The following is a 17,213-nucleotide window of genomic DNA, read 5'->3' on the forward strand; positions in this document are numbered from 1 at the left end:
CACGCGCCATCACCAGCAATCTCGGCTGCAGCGCCTCACGGTGCTGCAGCCATCCACTCCTGATCACCAAGCTCGACACGACCACGCCATCCAGCCGGAGGAGCGCTCATGACCATTCTCATTCGCGGCGGAACCGTCATCAACCATGATCATTCCCGCCGCGCCGACGTCCTGATCGAGGACGGCAAGATCGCAGCAGTGGCCGAGAAGTTGTCGGCGCCGACGGACTGTGAGGTGATCGAGGCCGGCGGCTGCGACATTCTGCCAGGCGGCATCGACCCGCACACCCACATGGAGCTCATGTTCATGGGCACGGTGTCGGCGGACGATTTCGAATGGGGCACCAAGGCGGCGCTGTGCGGCGGCACGACGATGATCGTCGACTTCTGCATCCCCGCTCCCGGCGAGTCGATGCTCAAAGCCTATCAGGATTGGCGCCACAAGAGTGAGAAGGCGGCCTGCGACTATTCCTTCCACATGGCGGTGACGTCGTGGACGAAGGAGACCTATGACGACATGGAAGCCGTGGTGAAGACCTACGGCATCAACACTTTCAAGCATTTCATGGCCTATAAGGGTGCGCTGATGGTGAACGACGACGAGTTGTTCAACTCGTTCTCGCGCTGCGCCGCGCTCGGTGCCCTGCCGCTGGTGCATGCCGAGAACGGCGACGTCGTCTTCCGCCTGCAGGAGACCTTGATGGGCAAGGGCGCGACCGGGCCCGAAAATCACGCCTATTCGCGGCCGCCCGAGGTCGAGGGCGAAGCCACCAACCGCGCCATCATGATCGCCGACATGGCGGGCTCGCCGCTCTATGTGGTCCACACCTCCTGCCGCGAGGCGCATGAGGCGATCGCGCGCGCCCGCGCCGCCGGCAAGCGCGTCTATGGCGAGCCGCTGATCCAGCACCTCGTGCTCGACGAGGATGAATACCGCAATCCCGATTGGGACTACGCGGCGGCGCGCGTGATGTCACCGCCGTTCCGGCCGCGGAAGCATCAGGACTCGCTGTGGGCCGGGCTGCAGTCCGGCTCGCTGCAGGTGGTCGCGACCGACCACTGCTCGTTCACGCGCGAGCAGAAGCGGCTCGGCCTGAACGATTTCCGCATGATCCCGAACGGCACGGGTGGCGTCGAGGACCGGCTGCCGGTGCTGTGGACCAAGGGCGTCAACACGGGACGGCTGACGAAAGAGGAGTTCGTAGCAGTCACCTCGGCTAACATCGCGCGCATCCTCAACATCTATCCGCGCAAGGGTGCGGTCGCGGTGGGCTCGGACGCCGATCTCGTGATATGGGATCCGGCCAAGAGCAAGACCATCTCGGCCAAAACCCAGACCAGCCGGATCGACTACAACGTGTTCGACGGCATCGCCTGCACCGGTGCGCCGCGCATCACGCTCTCAGGCGGCCGCATCGCCTGGCAGGACGGCGAGCTGCGCGCCGAGAAGGGTGACGGACAGTTCATTGCCCGGCCGCCATTCCCGGCGTCGCATGTCGCCAACAGCACCTGGAAGGAATTCTCGGCGCCCAGGCCGGTGTCGCGCAGCATGCCGGTGGTGCCATGAGCGAGACCGCGACAACTCCGGCCAAGGCCGACCGCACCAATCTGTCGATCGATCCGCAGCGGCTGTGGGACAGCCTGATGGAAACGGCGCGCTTCGGCGGCACGGCGAAAGGCGGCATCTGCCGGCTCACGCTGTCCGATGACGACCGCAAGGTCCGTGACTGGTTCAAGCGCGCCTGCGAGGCGATCGGCTGCACGGTCACCGTGGATGATTGCGGCAACATGTTCGCACGCCGTCCCGGCAAGCGCACCGACCTGCCGCCGATCTGCATGGGGTCGCACCTCGATACGCAACCCACCGGCGGCAAGTTCGACGGCGTGCTGGGCGTGCTCGGTGCGTTGGAAGTATTGCGCACCTTGCATGCGACAGGCTACGAGACCAACGCGCCGCTCGAGATCGTCAACTGGACCAACGAGGAGGGCTCGCGCTTCGCGCCGGCGATGCTGGCCTCTGGCGTGTTCGCCGGCGCCTTCACGCGTGAGTTCGCCTATTCGCGCCGCGACCGCGACGGCAAGGCGTTCGAGGCCGAGCTGACCCGTATCGGCTACAAGGGGAGCGAGCCGGTGGGACAGCGCAAGATCGGCGCGATGTTCGAGCTGCACATCGAGCAGGGGCCGATCCTGGAAGCGGAAGGCAAGACCATCGGCGTCGTCACCGGCGTGCAGGGCATGCGCTGGTACGAGGTCACGGTGGCTGGTCAGGCTGCGCACACCGGCGCGACGCCGATGCATCTGCGCAAGAACGCACTGCTCGGCGCGTCGCGCATGGTCGAGCAGATCCACGCGATCGCGATCAAGCATTCACCCGATGCCGTCGGCACCGTGGGGCTGATGGAGGTGCGGCCCAACTCGCGCAACGTGGTGCCGGGCGAGGTGTTCTTCTGCGTCGACTTCCGGCATCCCGATGAAGCTGTGCTGGAGGCGATGGAGCAGGAGTTCCGCGCTGCGCTGAATGCCACGATCGAGCCGCTCGGGCTGACCTATGAAGAGAAGCGCATCTGGGACAGTCCGGCGGTGCGCTTCGATGCGGAGATGATTGGCTGCGTGCGCGGCGGCGCCGAGAAAGCCGGCTATGCCACCCGCGACATGGTGTCCGGCGCGGGCCACGACGCCGCCTATATCGCGCGCGTCGCACCGACCACCATGATCTTCGTCCCCTGCGCCGGCGGCGTCAGCCACAACGAATCCGAATCCACCTCGTTTGACGAGTGTGGCAGCGGCGCGCAGGTGCTGCTTGAAGCCGTGCTCGCCTATGACCGGCGCTTCGGTTGAGGACGAGTCCCAGCTCTCGATCAGCGAATGGCAGCGGCTCGGCGCTGGTCCGCAAAAAGGCGCTGACAGATGCGATTGCGGTGCTCGAAAAGGCTGCATCGCATGGTGAAACAGCCGGCGTCCTGGACAAACTCGGCTTGGCGCAGACACTGGCGGGACGATTTGCGGCTGGACGGGACTCGCTCGCACGAGCCAGCAGCCTGAACCCAAGGAATCCCGATATCCTGAGCAATCTTGCGTTGGCAGAGGCACTGGTCGGCCACGGTGAACGCGCGATCGAGCTGGCTTCGCAGGTCGTTCGGTCAGGAGCTGAACAGCATCACACGCGTTGCGCGGTGGTGACACTGGTGCTGGCTGGTCAGCCGGACAGCGCCAGAGAGATCGGGAATCTCAACTTGACCCGTCGCGATGTCGACGACCTGCTCAATAGGGCTGCGGCGATCCGAACGATGTCGACGCCAGAAGCCCGCGGCCAGGCGTTGGAACGCCTGATCGGCTGAGCGTGGGTCATCACTCGGTCGCGAGCCGTTGTTGAGAACTGCTTCCGCACGCGTCAGCGGCCCGTCGTGGCAAGCGGTGACGGACGGTTCCTGCAGATAGCGGGGCGAGGCCGGCCACCGTCATATTCTCGTGGGCGGCGACCAAAGTCGTTGACTTACTGGTAGGCCTTGTTGGATTCGTATCGAACTCTCTGTACGGTCCCATCTCCGGAAATTCGCGAATTGTTCAAATGTATTAAGCGCGGAGAAGCGGCGGCATTGACGCTTGGCTAACCGGCTTCCTCGACCAAGACGGCAGCCGATTTTGATTCCATTCGGAATGCTTGCTTTTAGTAAGCGGTGTTTTCTTCGCACATTGATCAAGCGCGGTAGGCCGTTCCGAAAGCTACCGCTGCGACATTGATGGCAAGAATGCGCCAAAAGGAGACAAGAGCTCAATATCTTTAAAGTTCGGCTTCGACCCTTGTCCAGACGCACGTCAGCGCTTTCCCGGATTTCGCTCGCCATCGCGGATGTCGTCACGGCTTGTTCGCCACGCTTTGCTTGCGCTCGCGATTGTCGTCAACATCCGCGGCTAACTCGGCAAACACGCGCCGGAGATTGCCGTCACAATCTTTCAGAACGGCCTCGGCGTCACTCCTGTCGACGCCCAAGGCCAGCAGGACTGCCGTCTTGATGTCGCCCCCGGCCTGCTCGAGCGAGCGAGCCGCGTGCGGCGGATCACAGCTCGCGATTTTCGCCACCATGGCTTCGGCACGCCGCTTCAGTTTGGCATTGGTTGGCAGCATGTTCACCATCATGCCGCGATACACCCGGCCAAGGCGCAGCATGATCCCGGAGGAGATCAGGTTGAGCACGATCTTCTGCGCTGTGCCTGCCTTCATCCGCGTGGAGCCGGCGATCAGCTCGCGGCCGGTCTCGATCAAGATCGGAAACTTTGCGGATGCCAGCAGGGCGGTGCCGGGATTATTGGCGAGACCGATCGTGACCGCTCCAAAAGAGCCTGCCTTCTGTAGCCCCGCGACCGTGAATGGTGTTGTCCCACTGGCGGCAACGGCGATCACCACGTCCTGCGGTTTCAGCCGCGCGGCGTTGATCTGCCTGACCGCATCGTCGACATCATCTTCCGCACCCTCGATGCTGGTGACGAATGCGCTATCTCCACCGGCGACGATGAAGCGGACGCGCTTGCCGGGCCAGGCGAAGGTCGGCGTCAGCTCGGCGCCGTCCTGGACTGCCACACGGCCCGAGGTGCCGGCGCCGACATAGACAATGCGACCGTGATCGCCCAGCGCCGTCTTGGCCGCTTCGGCCGCCGCAGTGATTGCGGGAAGGGCATGGCCGATCGCGGCGACGGCCGCAAGCTGGCCCTCCCACATCGCTTCCATCGCCGACCCCAGCGGCCATGCATCAAGATCGGCAAAACGGAGATCGACATCTTCGGTTGTCATATTGTTCATCCGAGCGCGATCAAACGCGGAATTTCGAATCCTGTTCATGATCAGTTTCTCTTTTGGGCCCGTCGAGCTTGGGCGAGTCGGGCTTGGCAAGTCGAACCGCCCTCGTGCCACCAGTAACGCGCCGGCGGCCGCGTTGGCGTCAGGACCCCTCGGGCGGCAGATCGCGCTGATTGGCATGTCGCATCACGATCGGCGCGAATGCCGCGTAATCTGTTGCCCCTGGCTTCCTCGGACCAGGCCACCGCCTGATAAGGATCATGATCGAACGCGCCCAGCGCCTCCGAAAGCAATGATGTCAGTTCGCCCCGGCGACCCTCGGTCCGCACCGCAAGTCCAACGACCTGCAGGCCGATATCGGCGCCGCTGCGTTCGTCCGACACGGTAAAGCCGTTACCGGTGACACGGATGTCACGGCCGTCGATCAGGCCGACACTCACCGAGCCCGTGCCGGCGACCACGATCGCCCCGTCCGGGCCGCCATCGGCGCCGAGACAGGCCGCCAGGCCGTCGCTGATGAAAGCGACCGACCCAAAGGGATGCGAGACCTGGTTGAACGCCGCTTCCGCGCCCCGGCGGCGCAGTCCGGCAAGGCCAATCCGGGCCCTGGCAGGCCCCGAGCTCGCTTCACCGAGCACCCTGCCGTTTTCGTCCTCGATCCGCGCGCGGCAACGAGTTCCGCCGCTGTCGATGCTAAGATACGTGGTACCGTTCGCTCCCATGATGAGTTAACGCCAGGATTTCGCTCCAGGTCCTCACAAGGCTCCTGGTGTATATATGAAGTCTTGGACGGGACTCGTCTCACGGGCCCGTGACTGCCGTTTTCGGGATACTGATGGGCCGCACCGCGTCTTCCTCCGTAACGATTGCCGCGCGGCACATCTCTGGTAGTGCCGCCAGATTCCATGAGATCACACACAAGCTGTTCGATGACGGCTTTCTCACCAACGGGCATCCGCTCAGTCAGCCGTCCGCCGTGGATGCGCGCTGGCAACCGTTGGCGCCGCAAAATCGCGGCCGTTTCCAGGTGCCGACGTTGCGCAGTGCCGACAAGCGGCCGAGCGTCTCGGACGACTTTTACGGATTGTAGAGATTTCGGGTAACGAATGTTTGCGCTCACCTTTCTGGGGACGTCAGCAAGCGTCCCGTCCGCCGAACGCAATCATCCCGCACTTCTCGTGGAGGCGGGAAATCAACGCATTCTGGTGGATTGCGGGGAGGGGACGCAGCGCCAGCTGTTGCGCAGCGGAGCCGGTTTTCGAAGGCTTGACCGCCTGCTGTTGACCCACGGGCATTTCGATCACGTGCTCGGTATTCCCGGTCTCTTCTCGACCCTGCGGCTGCGGCGGAGCGCCGAGGTCATGACAATTCACGGGAGCCAGGGCACCCTTGAAGTCATTGTCCGGATGCTCGCAGGCTTGTGGGGTGAGAGAAGGGCGCCCGTTCCGCTGCAACTCGTTGAGTTGACTGCAGGTGAGGCGATTGCGAACGGTGAATTCGCCATCAACTGCTTTCCGGTGCGCCACCGCGACACTGACAGCTTCGCCTTTTCCTTCGAAAGCCCCGCCCGCCGGCACCTTCGGCCGGATCGCCTTGCGGCCCTCGGCGTACCGGACGGCCCGGTACGCAAGGAACTAGCCGACGGCAAGCCAGTGATGCTCCCAGACGGCACAACGATCGACCCTGAAGAGGTGCTCGGCCCGCCGGAGGGTCGCAAGAAGCTCGCGATCGTTGGAGATACCGAAACCATTGATGGTCTGGCGGAGCATGTTTCCGATGCCGATGTCCTGGTGATCGAGGCGACATTCCTGGACCGCGACGCAGCCATTGCGCGTGATTACGGACATCTGACCGCAAGGGAAGCAGCCACGCTCGCGGCCGTGAGCAACGTCAAGAAGCTCGTCCTCACCCACATCTCCGGTCGCTACCCAGACGAGGAGATTCTGGCGGAGGCCATGGCGATCTTCCCGAACAGCCGGGTTGCCAAAGATTTTGATCGCATCGCCGTCTAGCGCGGCCGCGGCTGGACCCGAGCCGAAAACAAGCGGCGCATCGCTCAGATCGGAAAGTCCAGTTGAGGTTCGCACTCTGCCTCGGTCTGCAACAACGACAGCGAGATACCCAATAGTCTGACCGGCTTCGGAACCGGCAGCTCGCTTTCGAGAAGGCCAACCGCCAAGCGTCCCAGGTCCTGGCGGCTGGTGATTGCTGATGCGACCGACCGGCTACGGGTGATGATCTCGAAGTCGGAAAACTTCACCTTCAATGTCACCGTGCGGCCGAAATTGCCGGTGCTTTCACAGTGACGCCCGACCTTGTCAATCAAAGGGGCGAGCTCGGCGACCAGGGCGGCGAACTCGTTGAGGTCGCCGGAGAAGGTGCTTTCGGCGCCGACAGACTTCCGAATACGGTTCGCGCGAACGGGGCGGTCGTCGATACGGCGTGAGATCCAGTAGTAGAAGGCGCCGGCCTTGCCAAAATGGGCGTTCATGAACTCAAGGGTCTGATTGCGCATGTCCATGCCGGTGAAGATACCGAGCCTGTTCATCCTCGCATTGGTCGCCGGACCGATTCCGTGGAATTTCCCGACCGGGAGCTGTTCGACGAAGGCTGGTCCCATCTTTGGGGTGAACACGAATTGGCCGTTTGGCTTCCGGTGATCCGAGGCGAGCTTTGCCAGGAACTTGTTATAGGAGATGCCGGCGGAGGCGGTCAGGGTGCGTCTCGCGCAGGATCTTCGCCCTGATTGCGGTGGCGATATCGGTGGCAACGGGAATGTCTCGCAGGTTGTCGGTCACATCAAGGTAGGCCTCGTCGAGTGAGAGAGAGGCTCGATGGTTGCGGTGTGCTCGGCGAAGATGTCGCGGATCTCCAGGCTGATGGCCTTATAGACTTCGAACCGCGGCCTGACGAAGATCAGATCGGGGCATTTGCGCTTGGCGGTCACCGATGGCATCGCGGGGTGGAAAATGGATTATTGAAGCTCGATACGTCATTCAGGCGGCTAAAGATCTGCATATTCATCTTGGATGGACCGTTCAAATCTACAACGCGGCAGAAGCCTTACCGAACCTCATCAATCCATTCTGGATGCTGCCACTGGTTAGAGTCCTTGCGATAAGGGCGCGCGACATTATTGGGTTCACTTTCTTGCAGTTCGTAATTCACCTTCCGGTCGTCCTCTTACTGGTCTCGGTTTTTGCTCGGACACTGACTTATGTGCCGCCGGTGCCGCGGTTGGCGACCGCCGATATCACCGTCGCGTCGATGTCGACGCGACGGGCCGGTAGAGATCGGGATAGAAGTGACCCTTGAGGCCGCCGACCAGATAAGCCGACAGGAACGCATAGACGCGCGATTGCGCTTGCTCGGCGACGAAGTGCCGGAACCATGGCAGGGTGATGCAGGATGGGCCGCCCTGGTCGATCAGGCTCGAAACACCCCGACCGTGTCCGCATTCATGCCGAAGCGGCCGGTAATGTACTGATAGACATGGGCATGGGTGTCGATCAGTCCAGGAAGCACGAGCTGGCCGGTCACGTCGACCACGTCCTTGGCGCTGGTCGGCAGGATATCGGACTACACGGTGGCGATGCGGCCATCGCGGATGGCGAGATCCTTCAGCGGGGTCAACGACGCGGCCTCCGCGCAGCAGCAGGTCGATCGAGGCGCTCACAGACATGCAAGGTCTCCTTTCCGGGCAGTGTGTTCGTCCCGGTCAAAGCCTTCCTCGACAACCGGCACGGATGATGCGCCGACCGATTTACAAAGCACACTTCGCATTACATCAAGATCCGTCCTATAGACACCTTCAAATTGATGCAGCGTGATCAGCGCTTATGCGGGAGCCGTTCAATGTCCGGAAGGACTAAGCCGAAAGCAGATGTGCCGTGGCCGCTCGAGGAGCGTCCGGGCTATCTGATTAGGCGGCTGCACCAGATCCACGTCGCGCTGTTCCAGGAGAAATGTGCCGCTTATGAGATCACGCCGTTGCAGTACAGCCTGTTGACGGCGCTGGCAAAACGCGGGACGGCGGATCAGACAGCGCTGGCCAAGGACATCGCCCTCGACCGGACCACCACGACCGGCGCGTTGAGGCGGCTGCAGGCGCGCGGCTTCGTCGATCGCAATGTCGGACCGCAGGACCGGCGGTCGCGCACCTGCCGCCTGACCCGTTCTGGCGCGGCATTGCTGCGCAAGATCGAGAGGCGGGCCCGGGCAGCGCATCTCGCGACGGTCGCGGATCTCACGAAGGCCGATCAGAAGCGGTTCATTGCCATGATGCAGGCAATCGTCAAGGCGCAGGGGCAACGCCTTGATGCGACAAGATCGCTGGGCTGACCGCAGGCCATCGCGACGAGTTACGATTACATAATGGGCATGGTGCTGCCCGAAAAGCAGCGCATCGTCGAAGCGCGGTATCCGGTCGTGTCTTCGGCTGCCCCAAATACGAAGCATGCTCCGCATTTCGGCGCTGCGGCGTTTTGTCCGCAAACGGCGCATTCGGCTACTCAATTTCGGCGGAGGTCGTCGCGGGAGCGGGTGCGCAGCCGCTGCGCCGTGCGGGACTCCACGAGTTCTGGCATGTCCCTTGCTGACATCTCCAATAATTGCTGCGCAAAGTGGCGGCAGCTGCGCAAAGTCGCGGCGAAATGAATCCGGGGCGGCGACACCCGTGTCGCAGCGCGTGGGGTGAGCGATGCGATGTCTGCCGCGGCGGGACCCGCCGATCATTGCTCTGGCCAACGACGTTCGTTGGAAGTGGTGCGTCTCGCGTGACGTAAGAGAGGCGCCGTGATGTCGGAGCATGCTGATGTCCTCGCAACGCGCTTCGGAGACGGCGGACCCGATGGCGGCGACGTAAAGGCGAATGCATTTTTACGCAGCGTGCTGTCACGCAAGACGGTCCGCCGCTATAGCGATCGGATACCGGAGGAAGGGCTGCTCGACCTGCTCGTCGCCTGCGCGCTGAGCGCCTCGGCCAAGTCGGATTTCCAGCAGGCCTCGGTCATGCGTGTGCGCGATGCCGAGAAGCGGGCGGCGATCGGCAGGCTGTTTCCGAGCATGCCATGGATCGGCGCGTCACCGGTCTTCTTCGTGTTTCTCGGCGACGCGCGGCGGCTGCAGCGGATCGGCGTGCTGCGCGGCAAGCCGGTCAACAACGGTACCTTGGAAGGCTTCTTCAATGCCTCGGTCGATGCGGCGCTGGCGCTACAGACCATGATACTGTGCGCGGAATCCGCGGGGCTCGGCACTTGTCCAATCAGCGTGATCCGCAACGAGATCGACACGGTCGCCAAGGTGTTGGAGCTGCCAGACATGGTGTTTCCGGTCGCTGGGCTGTGTCTCGGCTATCCCGCCGCGGAGGGACATGTCAGCCTGCGGCTGCCGCGCAGCATCACCACGCATGTCGACCGCTACGGCGACGACGCGTTGCCTGCTGCTCTCGACGACTACGACCGGCGGCGTCATGCGCGGCACGCGATTCCGAAAGAGCAGCAGCGCGGCAATGCCGAGTTTGGCGAGGTCGAATTCTACGGCTGGTCGGAGGACAAGGCGCGTCAGGCCGCCAAGGCCGAGGGGGCGGCCTTCCCGCCCTATCTGCGCGCGCACGGCTTCAGCTTCGACTGATCAGTTCATATGAGGAGATCCGAGATGACCAAACCATCGTTTCCCCGCCTACCGGCCCCGTCGCGGCGCCTCGCGCTCGCGTTGCTGGCCGCCGCGCTGACGCTGCCTGCCGCGTTCAGCGCCAAGGCTGGCAGCCTCGACGAGATCAAGAAGCGCGGGCTGATCGTCGCCACCGAGGACGATTTCCGTCCGTTCGAGTTCGTCAAGGATGGCAAGCCGACCGGCTTCGACAACGAGCTGATCGAGGATCTGCGCAAATATGCGCCGTTCGAGATCAAGCAGCAAATCCTCCCCTGGACCGGCATCCTGGCCGGCGTCTCCACCGGCAAGTACGATGTCGCCATTACTGCGGCGATCATCACCAAGGAGCGCAAGAAGTCGCTCGATTTCACCAGCCCGATCGCCGACGCGACGCACTATTACGTCAAGCGCAAGGACGACAAGAGCATCTCCGCCATCAAGGATCTCAGCGGCAAGACCGTCGGCGTGCAGGCCGGCAGCGCGCTGCTCGGCCGTCTGCCCGAGCTCCAGGCCATGCTGGAGAAGGAGGGCGGCAAGCTCGGCAAGGTGGTCGAATACACCTCCTATCCCGAAGCCTATCAGGATCTCGCGCTCGGTCGCGTCGACTACGTCGTGAACACAATCATCAACATCAAGGCGCTGGTCGCCGAGAAGCCGAACGTATTCGCGGTCGGCGAGCCCGTCTCCGGCAAATCCTATCCGGCCTGGGCGGTCGCCAAGGGTAATGCCGAGCTGGTGGAGTTCCTGAACGGCTTCATCGCCAAGGAGAAGGAAACCGGCCGATTCGCCGAGTTGCAGAAGAAGTGGTTCGGCGAGGCCTTTCCGGATCTTCCGGTCACGTTCGAGCCGGAATTCTGAGGTCGCGATCGAGGTGCAGCCCATGGGCGGGTGCCGATCCCGGCGTGCCGGTGCGCTCGACGGTGACGTGACCCGTCAGGGCGCTGGGATGGCCGGCACGGATGGATGCCGATGAGTGCGGCCGACGTGCTCGCCATTCTGCAAGGCGCCGTCGTGACGGTGACGCTGTCCTTCGTCGGCATCCTGATCGGCCTGCCGATCGGCCTTGGGCTTGCTCTGCTGCGCTGGGCCGACGTTCCCATCGTCGCCCGCATGGTCGCCGCGTATGTCTCGGTGTTGCGCGCGACGCCGCTCGTGACCCTGCTGCTGCTGTTGTTCTTCGCGTTGCCCAATGTCGGGATCGCGATCGGCCCGGTGTCGGCGGCGATCCTGGCGCTGGTCATGAACACCTCGGCCTTCAACTGCGAGGTCTGGCGCGCCGCGCTGATGAACTTCCCGAAAGAGCAGTACGAGGCCGCGCAGTCCGTCGGCATGCATGCGAGCCTGCGCTTCCGCCGCATCGTGCTGCCGCAGATTCTTCGGGTCAGTCTGCCCGGCCTCATCAACGAGATGTCGCTGCTGATCAAGGTCACGCCGGTGCTGGCGGTCGTCGGCGTCGTCGACATCACCCGCGCGGCGGTGCGGATCGGCGCCGAGACCTATGAGCCGCTGCCGCCGTTCTTGGTGGCCATCGCGATGTACGCGCCGATCGTGTTCGCGCTGGTCTCGCTGCAACGCTTCATCGAGCGGCGCCAGCTTGCAGCCGAGGCCGCATGATCCGGGATTTCGCCATCGTCTGGAGCGAGCGGGATCTGCTCCTGGGCGGGCTCGGCAACACCACGATCCTCTCGGTGCTGTCGGCCATCGCCGGGCTCGTGATCGCCTTCGTACTGACGCCGGCCCTGATGTCGAAGCGGCGCTGGCTTGCGCTCACGGTGCGAGTTTTCGTCGACGGCATGCGCTGCGTGCCGTTCCTGCTGTTTGCCTACATCGTCTACTACGGCTTGCCCTCGTTCGGCATCAGGCTCGACAATTGGAGCTCGGGGCTGGTCGCGCTGACCGTCTATCACGCCGCCTATCTCGCCGAGATCCTGCGCGGCGCCTGGGCGGCGCAGCCGCGCGAGCCGATCGAGGCTGGTGTGGCCTTCGGCTTCTCCAGGCCGCGATTGTTCCGTCGCATCATCCTGCCGCCGCTGCTGCTCGCCGCAGGTCCCGTCATCGGCAACCAGATGATCCAGATCGTCAAGGACAGCGCCTTCCTCACCATCATCGCGCTGCCCGAGCTGACGCATGCCGCAAGTTCGATCCAGTCGCGTCACTACGTGCCGTTCGCCGCCTTCATCACCGCCGTGGTCCTCTATTGGGGACTCTGCCTGGTGATCGAGGCGGGTGTCAGCGGCATCGACCGGCTGGCGGCGGCGCGGCGCTGAAAGGAGCCTGGGATGACCGACGACATGGCCGTGCTCGACGTCGCCGGCATCTCCAAGCGCTTCGGCGACCTGGAGGTGCTATCGGATATCAGCTTCACAGTGACGCGCGGCGAGACGGTCTGCGTGCTCGGCCCGTCCGGCTCCGGCAAGTCGACACTGCTTCGCTGCATCAACTGGCTGGAGCAGCCCGACGCCGGCAAGATCTATCTCAACGGCGACCGCATCGGCGTCAACAATGGCGGCGTTGTGATGTCCGACCGCGAGCTGTCGCGGGTCCGCACCCGGATTGGCATGGTGTTCCAGCACTTCGCGCTATGGCCACATCTGACGGTACTTCAGAATCTCATGGAGGCGCCAGTGCAAGTGCAGAAGCGCCCCGTGGCCGAGGTGCGCGAGGAGGCGATGGCGCTGCTCGCCAAGGTCGGCCTTTCCGACAAATCCGATGCGTTTCCGGCGCGGCTGTCCGGCGGGCAGAAGCAGCGCGTCGGCATTGCGCGCGCGCTGGCGATGAAGCCGGAGGTTCTCTTGTTCGACGAGCCGACCAGCGCGCTCGACCCGGAGCTGGTCGGCGAGGTACTGCTGGTGATGCGCGAGCTTGCCCGCGAGGGCCGCACGATGGTGATCGTGACCCACGAGATGGGCTTTGCGCGCGACGCCGCCACCCGCATCCTGTTTCTCGATCGCGGTCGCGTCGTCGAGACGGGGCCGCCGGCTCGCTTCTTCGTCAGCCCGGACACCGAGCGCGCGCGCCAATTCATCCAGCGCTACGCCGCCGGATAGCCAGAAAAAGCAGAGAGCATAGGCCATGGATCCGATTTATCATCTTCTCCCGGATGCGCCGAAGCCGGTCACGCCTTACAGCCATGCGGTGCAGGCCGGTCCGTTTCTGTTCGTCACCGGTCAGCTCGCAACCGATCCCGATGACGTTGCGCTGCCGCTTCCCGAGGGTATTGAGGCGCAGACCCGAAAGGTGATGGACAACCTCGCGCGCGTGCTGAAGGGCTGCGGCATGAGCTTCGCGAACGTGGTGTTCGCCCGCATCTTCCTGACCGATTTCAAGCGCGACTACGCGGCCGTGAATGCGATCTTCTCCAGCCATTTCGACGATGCGCGCCGGCCGGGCCGGACCACGATCGGAGTCTGCGATCTGGCACGCGGCGGCATCGTCGAGATCGACATGGTTGCCTACAAGCCCTGAGGGAGAGTGCAATGTCTCTGATCGAGATTCCGGCGCGGCGCGGCAAGGCGGCGTTCGTCACGGCCGGCCAGGTGGTCACCGTCATCAACACCCATGGCGAGCAGGTGGTCGACACCTGGGCCTTCAATCGCGCCGACCTGTCCGAGTTCATGTCGAACGAGCACACACGAGCGCATTCGCTGCATCTGGTTCCGCGGCCGGGCGACGTGCTCCGGACCAACATGCGCCGTCCGATCCTGACGATGGTCGAGGATACTTCGGGTGGCATTCACGACACTCTGATTGCCGCCTGCGACCGCTATCGCTACGCGTTTCTCGGGCACGAGGGCCATCACGACAATTGCACCGACAATCTGTCTGCCGGCATGGCTGAGCTCGGCCTGACTCCGCCGGAGGTGCCGAGCCCGCTCAATCTGTTCATGAATATTCCGTGGGACGGCGACGGTACGCTCGGCTTCGCCGCGCCGCCGCGCCCGGTTCCCGGCGGCCATGTGCGATTGCGCGCGGAGATGGATCTGGTGATCGCATTCTCCGCCTGTCCGCAGGACATCCTGCCGATCAACGGTAAGTCCGGGAAGCCGGTCGAGGCGCATTTCACGGTGACCGACGCATGATGGGAGAGAGCAAGGCGGAGCGGGCCGCCGCCAATCGCCGCCGCTATGAGGAGCTGCGTGCAGCGGGGCAGGAGCTCAAGCAACTGCCACCGCCGACGGCGCTCGACGACGCTCCGATAGCAACGGACGCGATCGTCCAGACGGAGCAGGTGCCGCCCGGCTGGCACGCGACGGTGCGGCTGTCGCGCGGCGAGGCGCTGCGACTCCGCGATGATCTTGGCCGCTCCAGCGTGTCGCTGCTGGCGTGGCGCACGGAGGATCCGAGCGAGCGCATCAACTGCGCCGACACCGTGAAGGTGCAGTGGAGCGCAGCACTGTCGAAGGGCCGAATGATCCTCTCGGACATGGGGCGGGTGCTGCTGTCGGTGATCGAGGATACCTCCGGCGCGCATGATCTGCTGGTCGGCGGCTCCACTGCCGATTCGACGCTGGAGGCCTATGGCGAGGTGACGCGTAACACGCAGGCGAACTTCATTTCGGCCGCCGCCAAGATCGGACTGGGCCTGCGCGACATCCCGCCCTGCGTGACCTTCTTTGCTCCCGTCACGACGGACGCGAGCGGGCGCTTCATCTGGCACGCCGCGCGCAAGCGCCCCGGCGATTTCGTCGATCTTCGTGCCGAGATGAACCTGATCGTGGCGGTCTCCAACTGCGCCCATCCGCTCGATCCGGCGCGGCCCGCGGCGACCTCGCCGATCACGCTGATCCGGCACCGGCTGCCGCCGCCCGCGGCCGGCGACGTCTGCCGCACGGCGTCCCCGGAAGCGAGGCGGGCCTACACATTCACCGATGAGCTGTTCGCCTGAGGAGCGTGATCATGTCATCAGGCGATCCGGGCCATATCGTTTGTGCCTTCGACATTCCCGCCGAGCAGCCCTGGTCGCGGGTGCTGAAGAGGGGCCAGACCCTGCGCATCATCGACAGCGAAGGCGAGCAGGCGGTGGACGCGCTGATATACGTCGCCGCTGACACCGCCGAGCGCTACAGCGCGCAGGACACGCTCCGCGTCCAGGGCTCCGCCTATATCGAGCTCGGCACGCGGCTGATCTCCAATCGCGGCCGGGTGATGGCGCGGATCACCGCCGACACCTGTGGCCGCCACGATACCTCGGCAGGTTGCTGCTCCTGCGAGAGCAATGCCGTGCGCTTCGGCGAGGCCACGCGCTACCTGCATGCCTGCCGGGAGAACTTCATCCTGGAGCTGTCGCGCCACGGTCTGACCAAACGCGACATCGTCTCCAATTTGAACTTCTTCATGAACGTGCCGATCCAGCCCACCGGCAATTTCACGGTACTGGACGGCCCGTCGGCGCCGGGCAACTACGTCGACGTGACCGCCGAGATGGAGGTGCTCTTCGTGATCTCGAATTGTCCCCAGGTCAACAACCCCTGCAACGGTTTCGATCCGACTCCGATCCGCGTGGAGATCAGGGAGATGTTTGCGGCAGCGAGCCATTAATTCTGCCTTCAGACATCAGCCAGCGCCGCCGCAATATCCGCTACAAGCCAACAGGAGTCGTCGCGGCCGTTGCTAGGTCCGAAGTCCGATGCATTCAGGGCTTCCTCTTGACGGCAACCCTCTGGGCCGCAGCCAGAGCCAAACGTGCCCAGTTGAGAAATTCGTCGGCCTCGTCGAACAGCCGATCCGGCACGCGCCAAGAGGTAAGGTCTATGAGTCTTCCCCCTTTGGCCTAGTTTAAGGGTGGCGATGTGCGGGCTTCCTCGAAGGCTTCGCGGTTCGAGAACCGCACCCGGGCGAGGACGAACGCTGGGAAAAGGAAAGAGAGCGTCTGCACGCGGCGCTTCGGCGCTCGCGGGAGTAGCGCGGGGAGGCTCCCCGTCTGCCGGAACGGAGTTGGTCCGGATCGCGTTGGTCCCCAATCTTCAGCAACGGAGGTACGGACATGAAATGGATGATGACGGCGGCCTGCGCGGCCGCGATTTCGCTTGCTTTCGCGCCCGCGGCGGACGCCAAAGGATGCATCAAGGGTGCTATCGTCGGCGGCGTCGCCGGCCACATGGCGGGACACGGCAAGTTGGGCGCGGCGGCCGGCTGCGCTGTCGGCCATAACGAAGCGAATAAGAAGGATCCGAACAACGCGAACGCGCAGGATACTTCGAAGCAGAAGTGAAAAACGGCAACCGCTCCGGTGCCTCGCCCGAGGGCTTCAATCCTCCGGCGGGCGCTCCGGACAGGTGTCGCCGATCGAATTCAGGATGTCCCGGACTTCCGCGATCGCCTGATTGCCGGAAACGCCACGGGCGGATGCTGGCGGGCGAAAGACCCCCTCGGTTCTTTCGAGCTCAAAAATCGACGAAAAAATGGAGCCGAAATTCGTTAGCAGTGTCAGTGGGATTTGAGATCGAGTCGTTTTCAAAACGAAAACGAGTCGTTCTTAAACCGCAAATCGAGTCGTTTTCAAAGTGTCCGCACAGTCGATTTTGCAGCTGGCGATCCCGGCAGGCCTGGAACCTGTAATCAGACTGTTATGGCCGGCCAGCTCTAACCAGCGAGGTCAGGACAGTATTGGCCCCGCCGGTCCAAGCCTGCTTGCGGCACCATTCCAAACATCATGGCACCCAACAACGACTGCCGATTCGCGGTTGACGCTGACCTGCCCCTAAGAATTTCCTCCAGAAGGATTTAGAGTCCGCCCTGACGAAGGACGGACAGATGAAGCGGAAGCG

At 63.7% G+C, this 17,213-nt stretch carries 18 protein-coding genes and 3 pseudogenes; 17 read left to right on the plus strand and 4 right to left on the minus strand.

The window, feature by feature from the left end:
- Positions 1-108: 108 nt before the first annotated feature.
- The 3 genes from hydA (at position 109) to ACQR1W_RS23220 (ending at position 3,337) form a co-directional block, all read left to right on the plus strand.
- The gene (gene hydA, locus ACQR1W_RS23210) at positions 109-1,566 is read left to right on the plus strand and encodes a dihydropyrimidinase (protein ID WP_434852949.1); all 1,458 of its coding nucleotides are present in this window, start codon (positions 109-111) and stop codon (positions 1,564-1,566) included.
- Complete coding sequence (locus ACQR1W_RS23215; protein WP_434852950.1) at positions 1,563-2,837, plus strand: Zn-dependent hydrolase; 1,275 nt, start codon at positions 1,563-1,565, stop codon at positions 2,835-2,837. The genes hydA and ACQR1W_RS23215 overlap by 4 nt, the downstream gene beginning before the upstream one ends.
- An 80-nt stretch (positions 2,838-2,917) precedes the next feature.
- On the plus strand, positions 2,918-3,337 hold the full coding sequence (locus tag ACQR1W_RS23220; RefSeq protein WP_434852951.1) for a hypothetical protein: 420 nt from the start codon (positions 2,918-2,920) through the stop codon (positions 3,335-3,337).
- Between the two features lie 518 nt (positions 3,338-3,855).
- Here the strand turns inward: ACQR1W_RS23220 and ACQR1W_RS23225 are convergent.
- Together ACQR1W_RS23225 and ACQR1W_RS23230 are read right to left on the minus strand one after the other, a co-directional pair.
- Positions 3,856-4,836, minus strand: a complete 981-nt coding sequence (locus ACQR1W_RS23225; RefSeq protein ID WP_434852952.1) for an N-acetylmuramic acid 6-phosphate etherase — start codon at positions 4,834-4,836, stop codon at positions 3,856-3,858.
- A gap of 2 nt (positions 4,837-4,838) precedes the next feature.
- Entirely contained in the window at positions 4,839-5,432 is a 594-nt protein-coding gene (locus tag ACQR1W_RS23230; protein ID WP_434852953.1) for a BadF/BadG/BcrA/BcrD ATPase family protein, read from the minus strand.
- A 173-nt stretch (positions 5,433-5,605) separates the two neighbouring features.
- Between ACQR1W_RS23230 and ACQR1W_RS23235 the strand changes: the two genes are divergently transcribed.
- On the plus strand, positions 5,606-5,884 hold the full coding sequence (locus ACQR1W_RS23235) for a hypothetical protein (protein WP_434852954.1): 279 nt from the start codon (positions 5,606-5,608) through the stop codon (positions 5,882-5,884).
- 16 nt (positions 5,885-5,900) lie between these two features.
- The gene (rnz, locus tag ACQR1W_RS23240) at positions 5,901-6,806 is read left to right on the plus strand and encodes a ribonuclease Z (protein WP_434852955.1); all 906 of its coding nucleotides are present in this window, start codon (positions 5,901-5,903) and stop codon (positions 6,804-6,806) included.
- Between the two features lie 44 nt (positions 6,807-6,850).
- On the opposite strand, the pseudogene dinB reads toward rnz, so the two are convergent.
- Positions 6,851-7,753 (minus strand): annotated as a pseudogene (gene dinB, locus ACQR1W_RS23245) (DNA polymerase IV); the annotation flags it as partial.
- On the opposite strand from dinB, the pseudogene ACQR1W_RS23250 reads away from it, so the two are divergent.
- Positions 7,750-8,025, plus strand: a pseudogene (locus ACQR1W_RS23250) (TIGR00366 family protein); the annotation flags it as partial. The pseudogenes dinB and ACQR1W_RS23250 sit on opposite strands and share 4 nt — an antisense overlap.
- Before the next feature lie 2 nt (positions 8,026-8,027).
- Here the strand turns inward: ACQR1W_RS23250 and ACQR1W_RS23255 are convergent.
- A pseudogene (locus ACQR1W_RS23255) lies at positions 8,028-8,476 on the minus strand (amidohydrolase/deacetylase family metallohydrolase); the annotation flags it as partial.
- Positions 8,477-8,649: 173 nt separating this feature from the next.
- Here ACQR1W_RS23255 and ACQR1W_RS23260 point away from each other — a divergent pair.
- The 11 genes from ACQR1W_RS23260 (at position 8,650) to ACQR1W_RS23310 (ending at position 16,657) form a co-directional block, all read left to right on the plus strand.
- Positions 8,650-9,135: a MarR family winged helix-turn-helix transcriptional regulator gene (locus ACQR1W_RS23260; protein WP_434852956.1), complete on the plus strand. Its 486-nt coding sequence runs from the start codon at positions 8,650-8,652 to the stop codon at positions 9,133-9,135.
- Positions 9,136-9,591: 456 nt separating this feature from the next.
- Complete coding sequence (locus tag ACQR1W_RS23265) at positions 9,592-10,425, plus strand: nitroreductase family protein (protein ID WP_434852957.1); 834 nt, start codon at positions 9,592-9,594, stop codon at positions 10,423-10,425.
- A 24-nt stretch (positions 10,426-10,449) separates the two neighbouring features.
- Positions 10,450-11,304: a transporter substrate-binding domain-containing protein gene (locus ACQR1W_RS23270; protein WP_434852958.1), complete on the plus strand. Its 855-nt coding sequence runs from the start codon at positions 10,450-10,452 to the stop codon at positions 11,302-11,304.
- 111 nt (positions 11,305-11,415) lie between these two features.
- Complete coding sequence (locus ACQR1W_RS23275; protein WP_434852959.1) at positions 11,416-12,060, plus strand: amino acid ABC transporter permease; 645 nt, start codon at positions 11,416-11,418, stop codon at positions 12,058-12,060.
- Positions 12,057-12,713 carry an amino acid ABC transporter permease gene (locus ACQR1W_RS23280; protein WP_434852960.1) on the plus strand — a complete coding sequence of 219 codons (657 nt, stop codon included), beginning with the start codon at positions 12,057-12,059 and terminating at the stop codon, positions 12,711-12,713. Before ACQR1W_RS23275 ends, ACQR1W_RS23280 begins: the two co-directional genes overlap by 4 nt.
- Positions 12,714-12,725: 12 nt before the next feature.
- On the plus strand, positions 12,726-13,493 hold the full coding sequence (locus ACQR1W_RS23285) for an amino acid ABC transporter ATP-binding protein (protein WP_434852961.1): 768 nt from the start codon (positions 12,726-12,728) through the stop codon (positions 13,491-13,493).
- A gap of 25 nt (positions 13,494-13,518) precedes the next feature.
- A complete protein-coding gene (locus ACQR1W_RS23290) occupies positions 13,519-13,911 on the plus strand; it encodes a RidA family protein (RefSeq protein WP_434852962.1) in 393 nt (130 codons plus the stop codon).
- An 11-nt stretch (positions 13,912-13,922) separates the two neighbouring features.
- Positions 13,923-14,525 (plus strand): DUF1989 domain-containing protein, encoded by a 603-nt coding sequence (locus ACQR1W_RS23295; RefSeq protein ID WP_434852963.1) that lies wholly within the window; start codon positions 13,923-13,925, stop codon positions 14,523-14,525.
- On the plus strand, positions 14,522-15,331 hold the full coding sequence (locus tag ACQR1W_RS23300; RefSeq protein ID WP_434852964.1) for an urea amidolyase associated protein UAAP1: 810 nt from the start codon (positions 14,522-14,524) through the stop codon (positions 15,329-15,331). The genes ACQR1W_RS23295 and ACQR1W_RS23300 overlap by 4 nt, the downstream gene beginning before the upstream one ends.
- An 11-nt stretch (positions 15,332-15,342) precedes the next feature.
- On the plus strand, positions 15,343-15,984 hold the full coding sequence (locus tag ACQR1W_RS23305) for an urea amidolyase associated protein UAAP2 (RefSeq protein WP_434852965.1): 642 nt from the start codon (positions 15,343-15,345) through the stop codon (positions 15,982-15,984).
- A gap of 445 nt (positions 15,985-16,429) precedes the next feature.
- Positions 16,430-16,657: a hypothetical protein gene (locus ACQR1W_RS23310; RefSeq protein WP_434852966.1), complete on the plus strand. Its 228-nt coding sequence runs from the start codon at positions 16,430-16,432 to the stop codon at positions 16,655-16,657.
- Positions 16,658-17,213 lie beyond the last annotated feature (556 nt).

Origin of the sequence: Bradyrhizobium sp. HKCCYLS1011, from assembly GCF_051167795.1 — a bacterium.
GTDB lineage: Bacteria > Pseudomonadota > Alphaproteobacteria > Rhizobiales > Xanthobacteraceae > Bradyrhizobium.

What these genes read in the sequence shown, in the direction of transcription:
- hydA (WP_434852949.1), top strand. Translation starts at nt 109, where the DNA reads ATGACCATTCTCATTCGCGGCGGAACCGTCATCAACCATGATCATTCC.
- ACQR1W_RS23215 (WP_434852950.1), top strand. Translation starts at nt 1,563, where the DNA reads ATGAGCGAGACCGCGACAACTCCGGCCAAGGCCGACCGCACCAATCTG.
- ACQR1W_RS23225 (WP_434852952.1), bottom strand. Translation starts at nt 4,836, where the DNA reads ATGAACAGGATTCGAAATTCCGCGTTTGATCGCGCTCGGATGAACAAT.
- rnz (WP_434852955.1), top strand. Translation starts at nt 5,901, where the DNA reads ATGTTTGCGCTCACCTTTCTGGGGACGTCAGCAAGCGTCCCGTCCGCC.
- ACQR1W_RS23260 (WP_434852956.1), top strand. Translation starts at nt 8,650, where the DNA reads ATGTCCGGAAGGACTAAGCCGAAAGCAGATGTGCCGTGGCCGCTCGAG.
- ACQR1W_RS23265 (WP_434852957.1), top strand. Translation starts at nt 9,592, where the DNA reads ATGTCGGAGCATGCTGATGTCCTCGCAACGCGCTTCGGAGACGGCGGA.
- ACQR1W_RS23270 (WP_434852958.1), top strand. Translation starts at nt 10,450, where the DNA reads ATGACCAAACCATCGTTTCCCCGCCTACCGGCCCCGTCGCGGCGCCTC.
- ACQR1W_RS23275 (WP_434852959.1), top strand. Translation starts at nt 11,416, where the DNA reads ATGAGTGCGGCCGACGTGCTCGCCATTCTGCAAGGCGCCGTCGTGACG.
- ACQR1W_RS23280 (WP_434852960.1), top strand. Translation starts at nt 12,057, where the DNA reads ATGATCCGGGATTTCGCCATCGTCTGGAGCGAGCGGGATCTGCTCCTG.
- ACQR1W_RS23285 (WP_434852961.1), top strand. Translation starts at nt 12,726, where the DNA reads ATGACCGACGACATGGCCGTGCTCGACGTCGCCGGCATCTCCAAGCGC.
- ACQR1W_RS23290 (WP_434852962.1), top strand. Translation starts at nt 13,519, where the DNA reads ATGGATCCGATTTATCATCTTCTCCCGGATGCGCCGAAGCCGGTCACG.
- ACQR1W_RS23295 (WP_434852963.1), top strand. Translation starts at nt 13,923, where the DNA reads ATGTCTCTGATCGAGATTCCGGCGCGGCGCGGCAAGGCGGCGTTCGTC.
- ACQR1W_RS23300 (WP_434852964.1), top strand. Translation starts at nt 14,522, where the DNA reads ATGATGGGAGAGAGCAAGGCGGAGCGGGCCGCCGCCAATCGCCGCCGC.
- ACQR1W_RS23305 (WP_434852965.1), top strand. Translation starts at nt 15,343, where the DNA reads ATGTCATCAGGCGATCCGGGCCATATCGTTTGTGCCTTCGACATTCCC.
- ACQR1W_RS23310 (WP_434852966.1), top strand. Translation starts at nt 16,430, where the DNA reads ATGAAATGGATGATGACGGCGGCCTGCGCGGCCGCGATTTCGCTTGCT.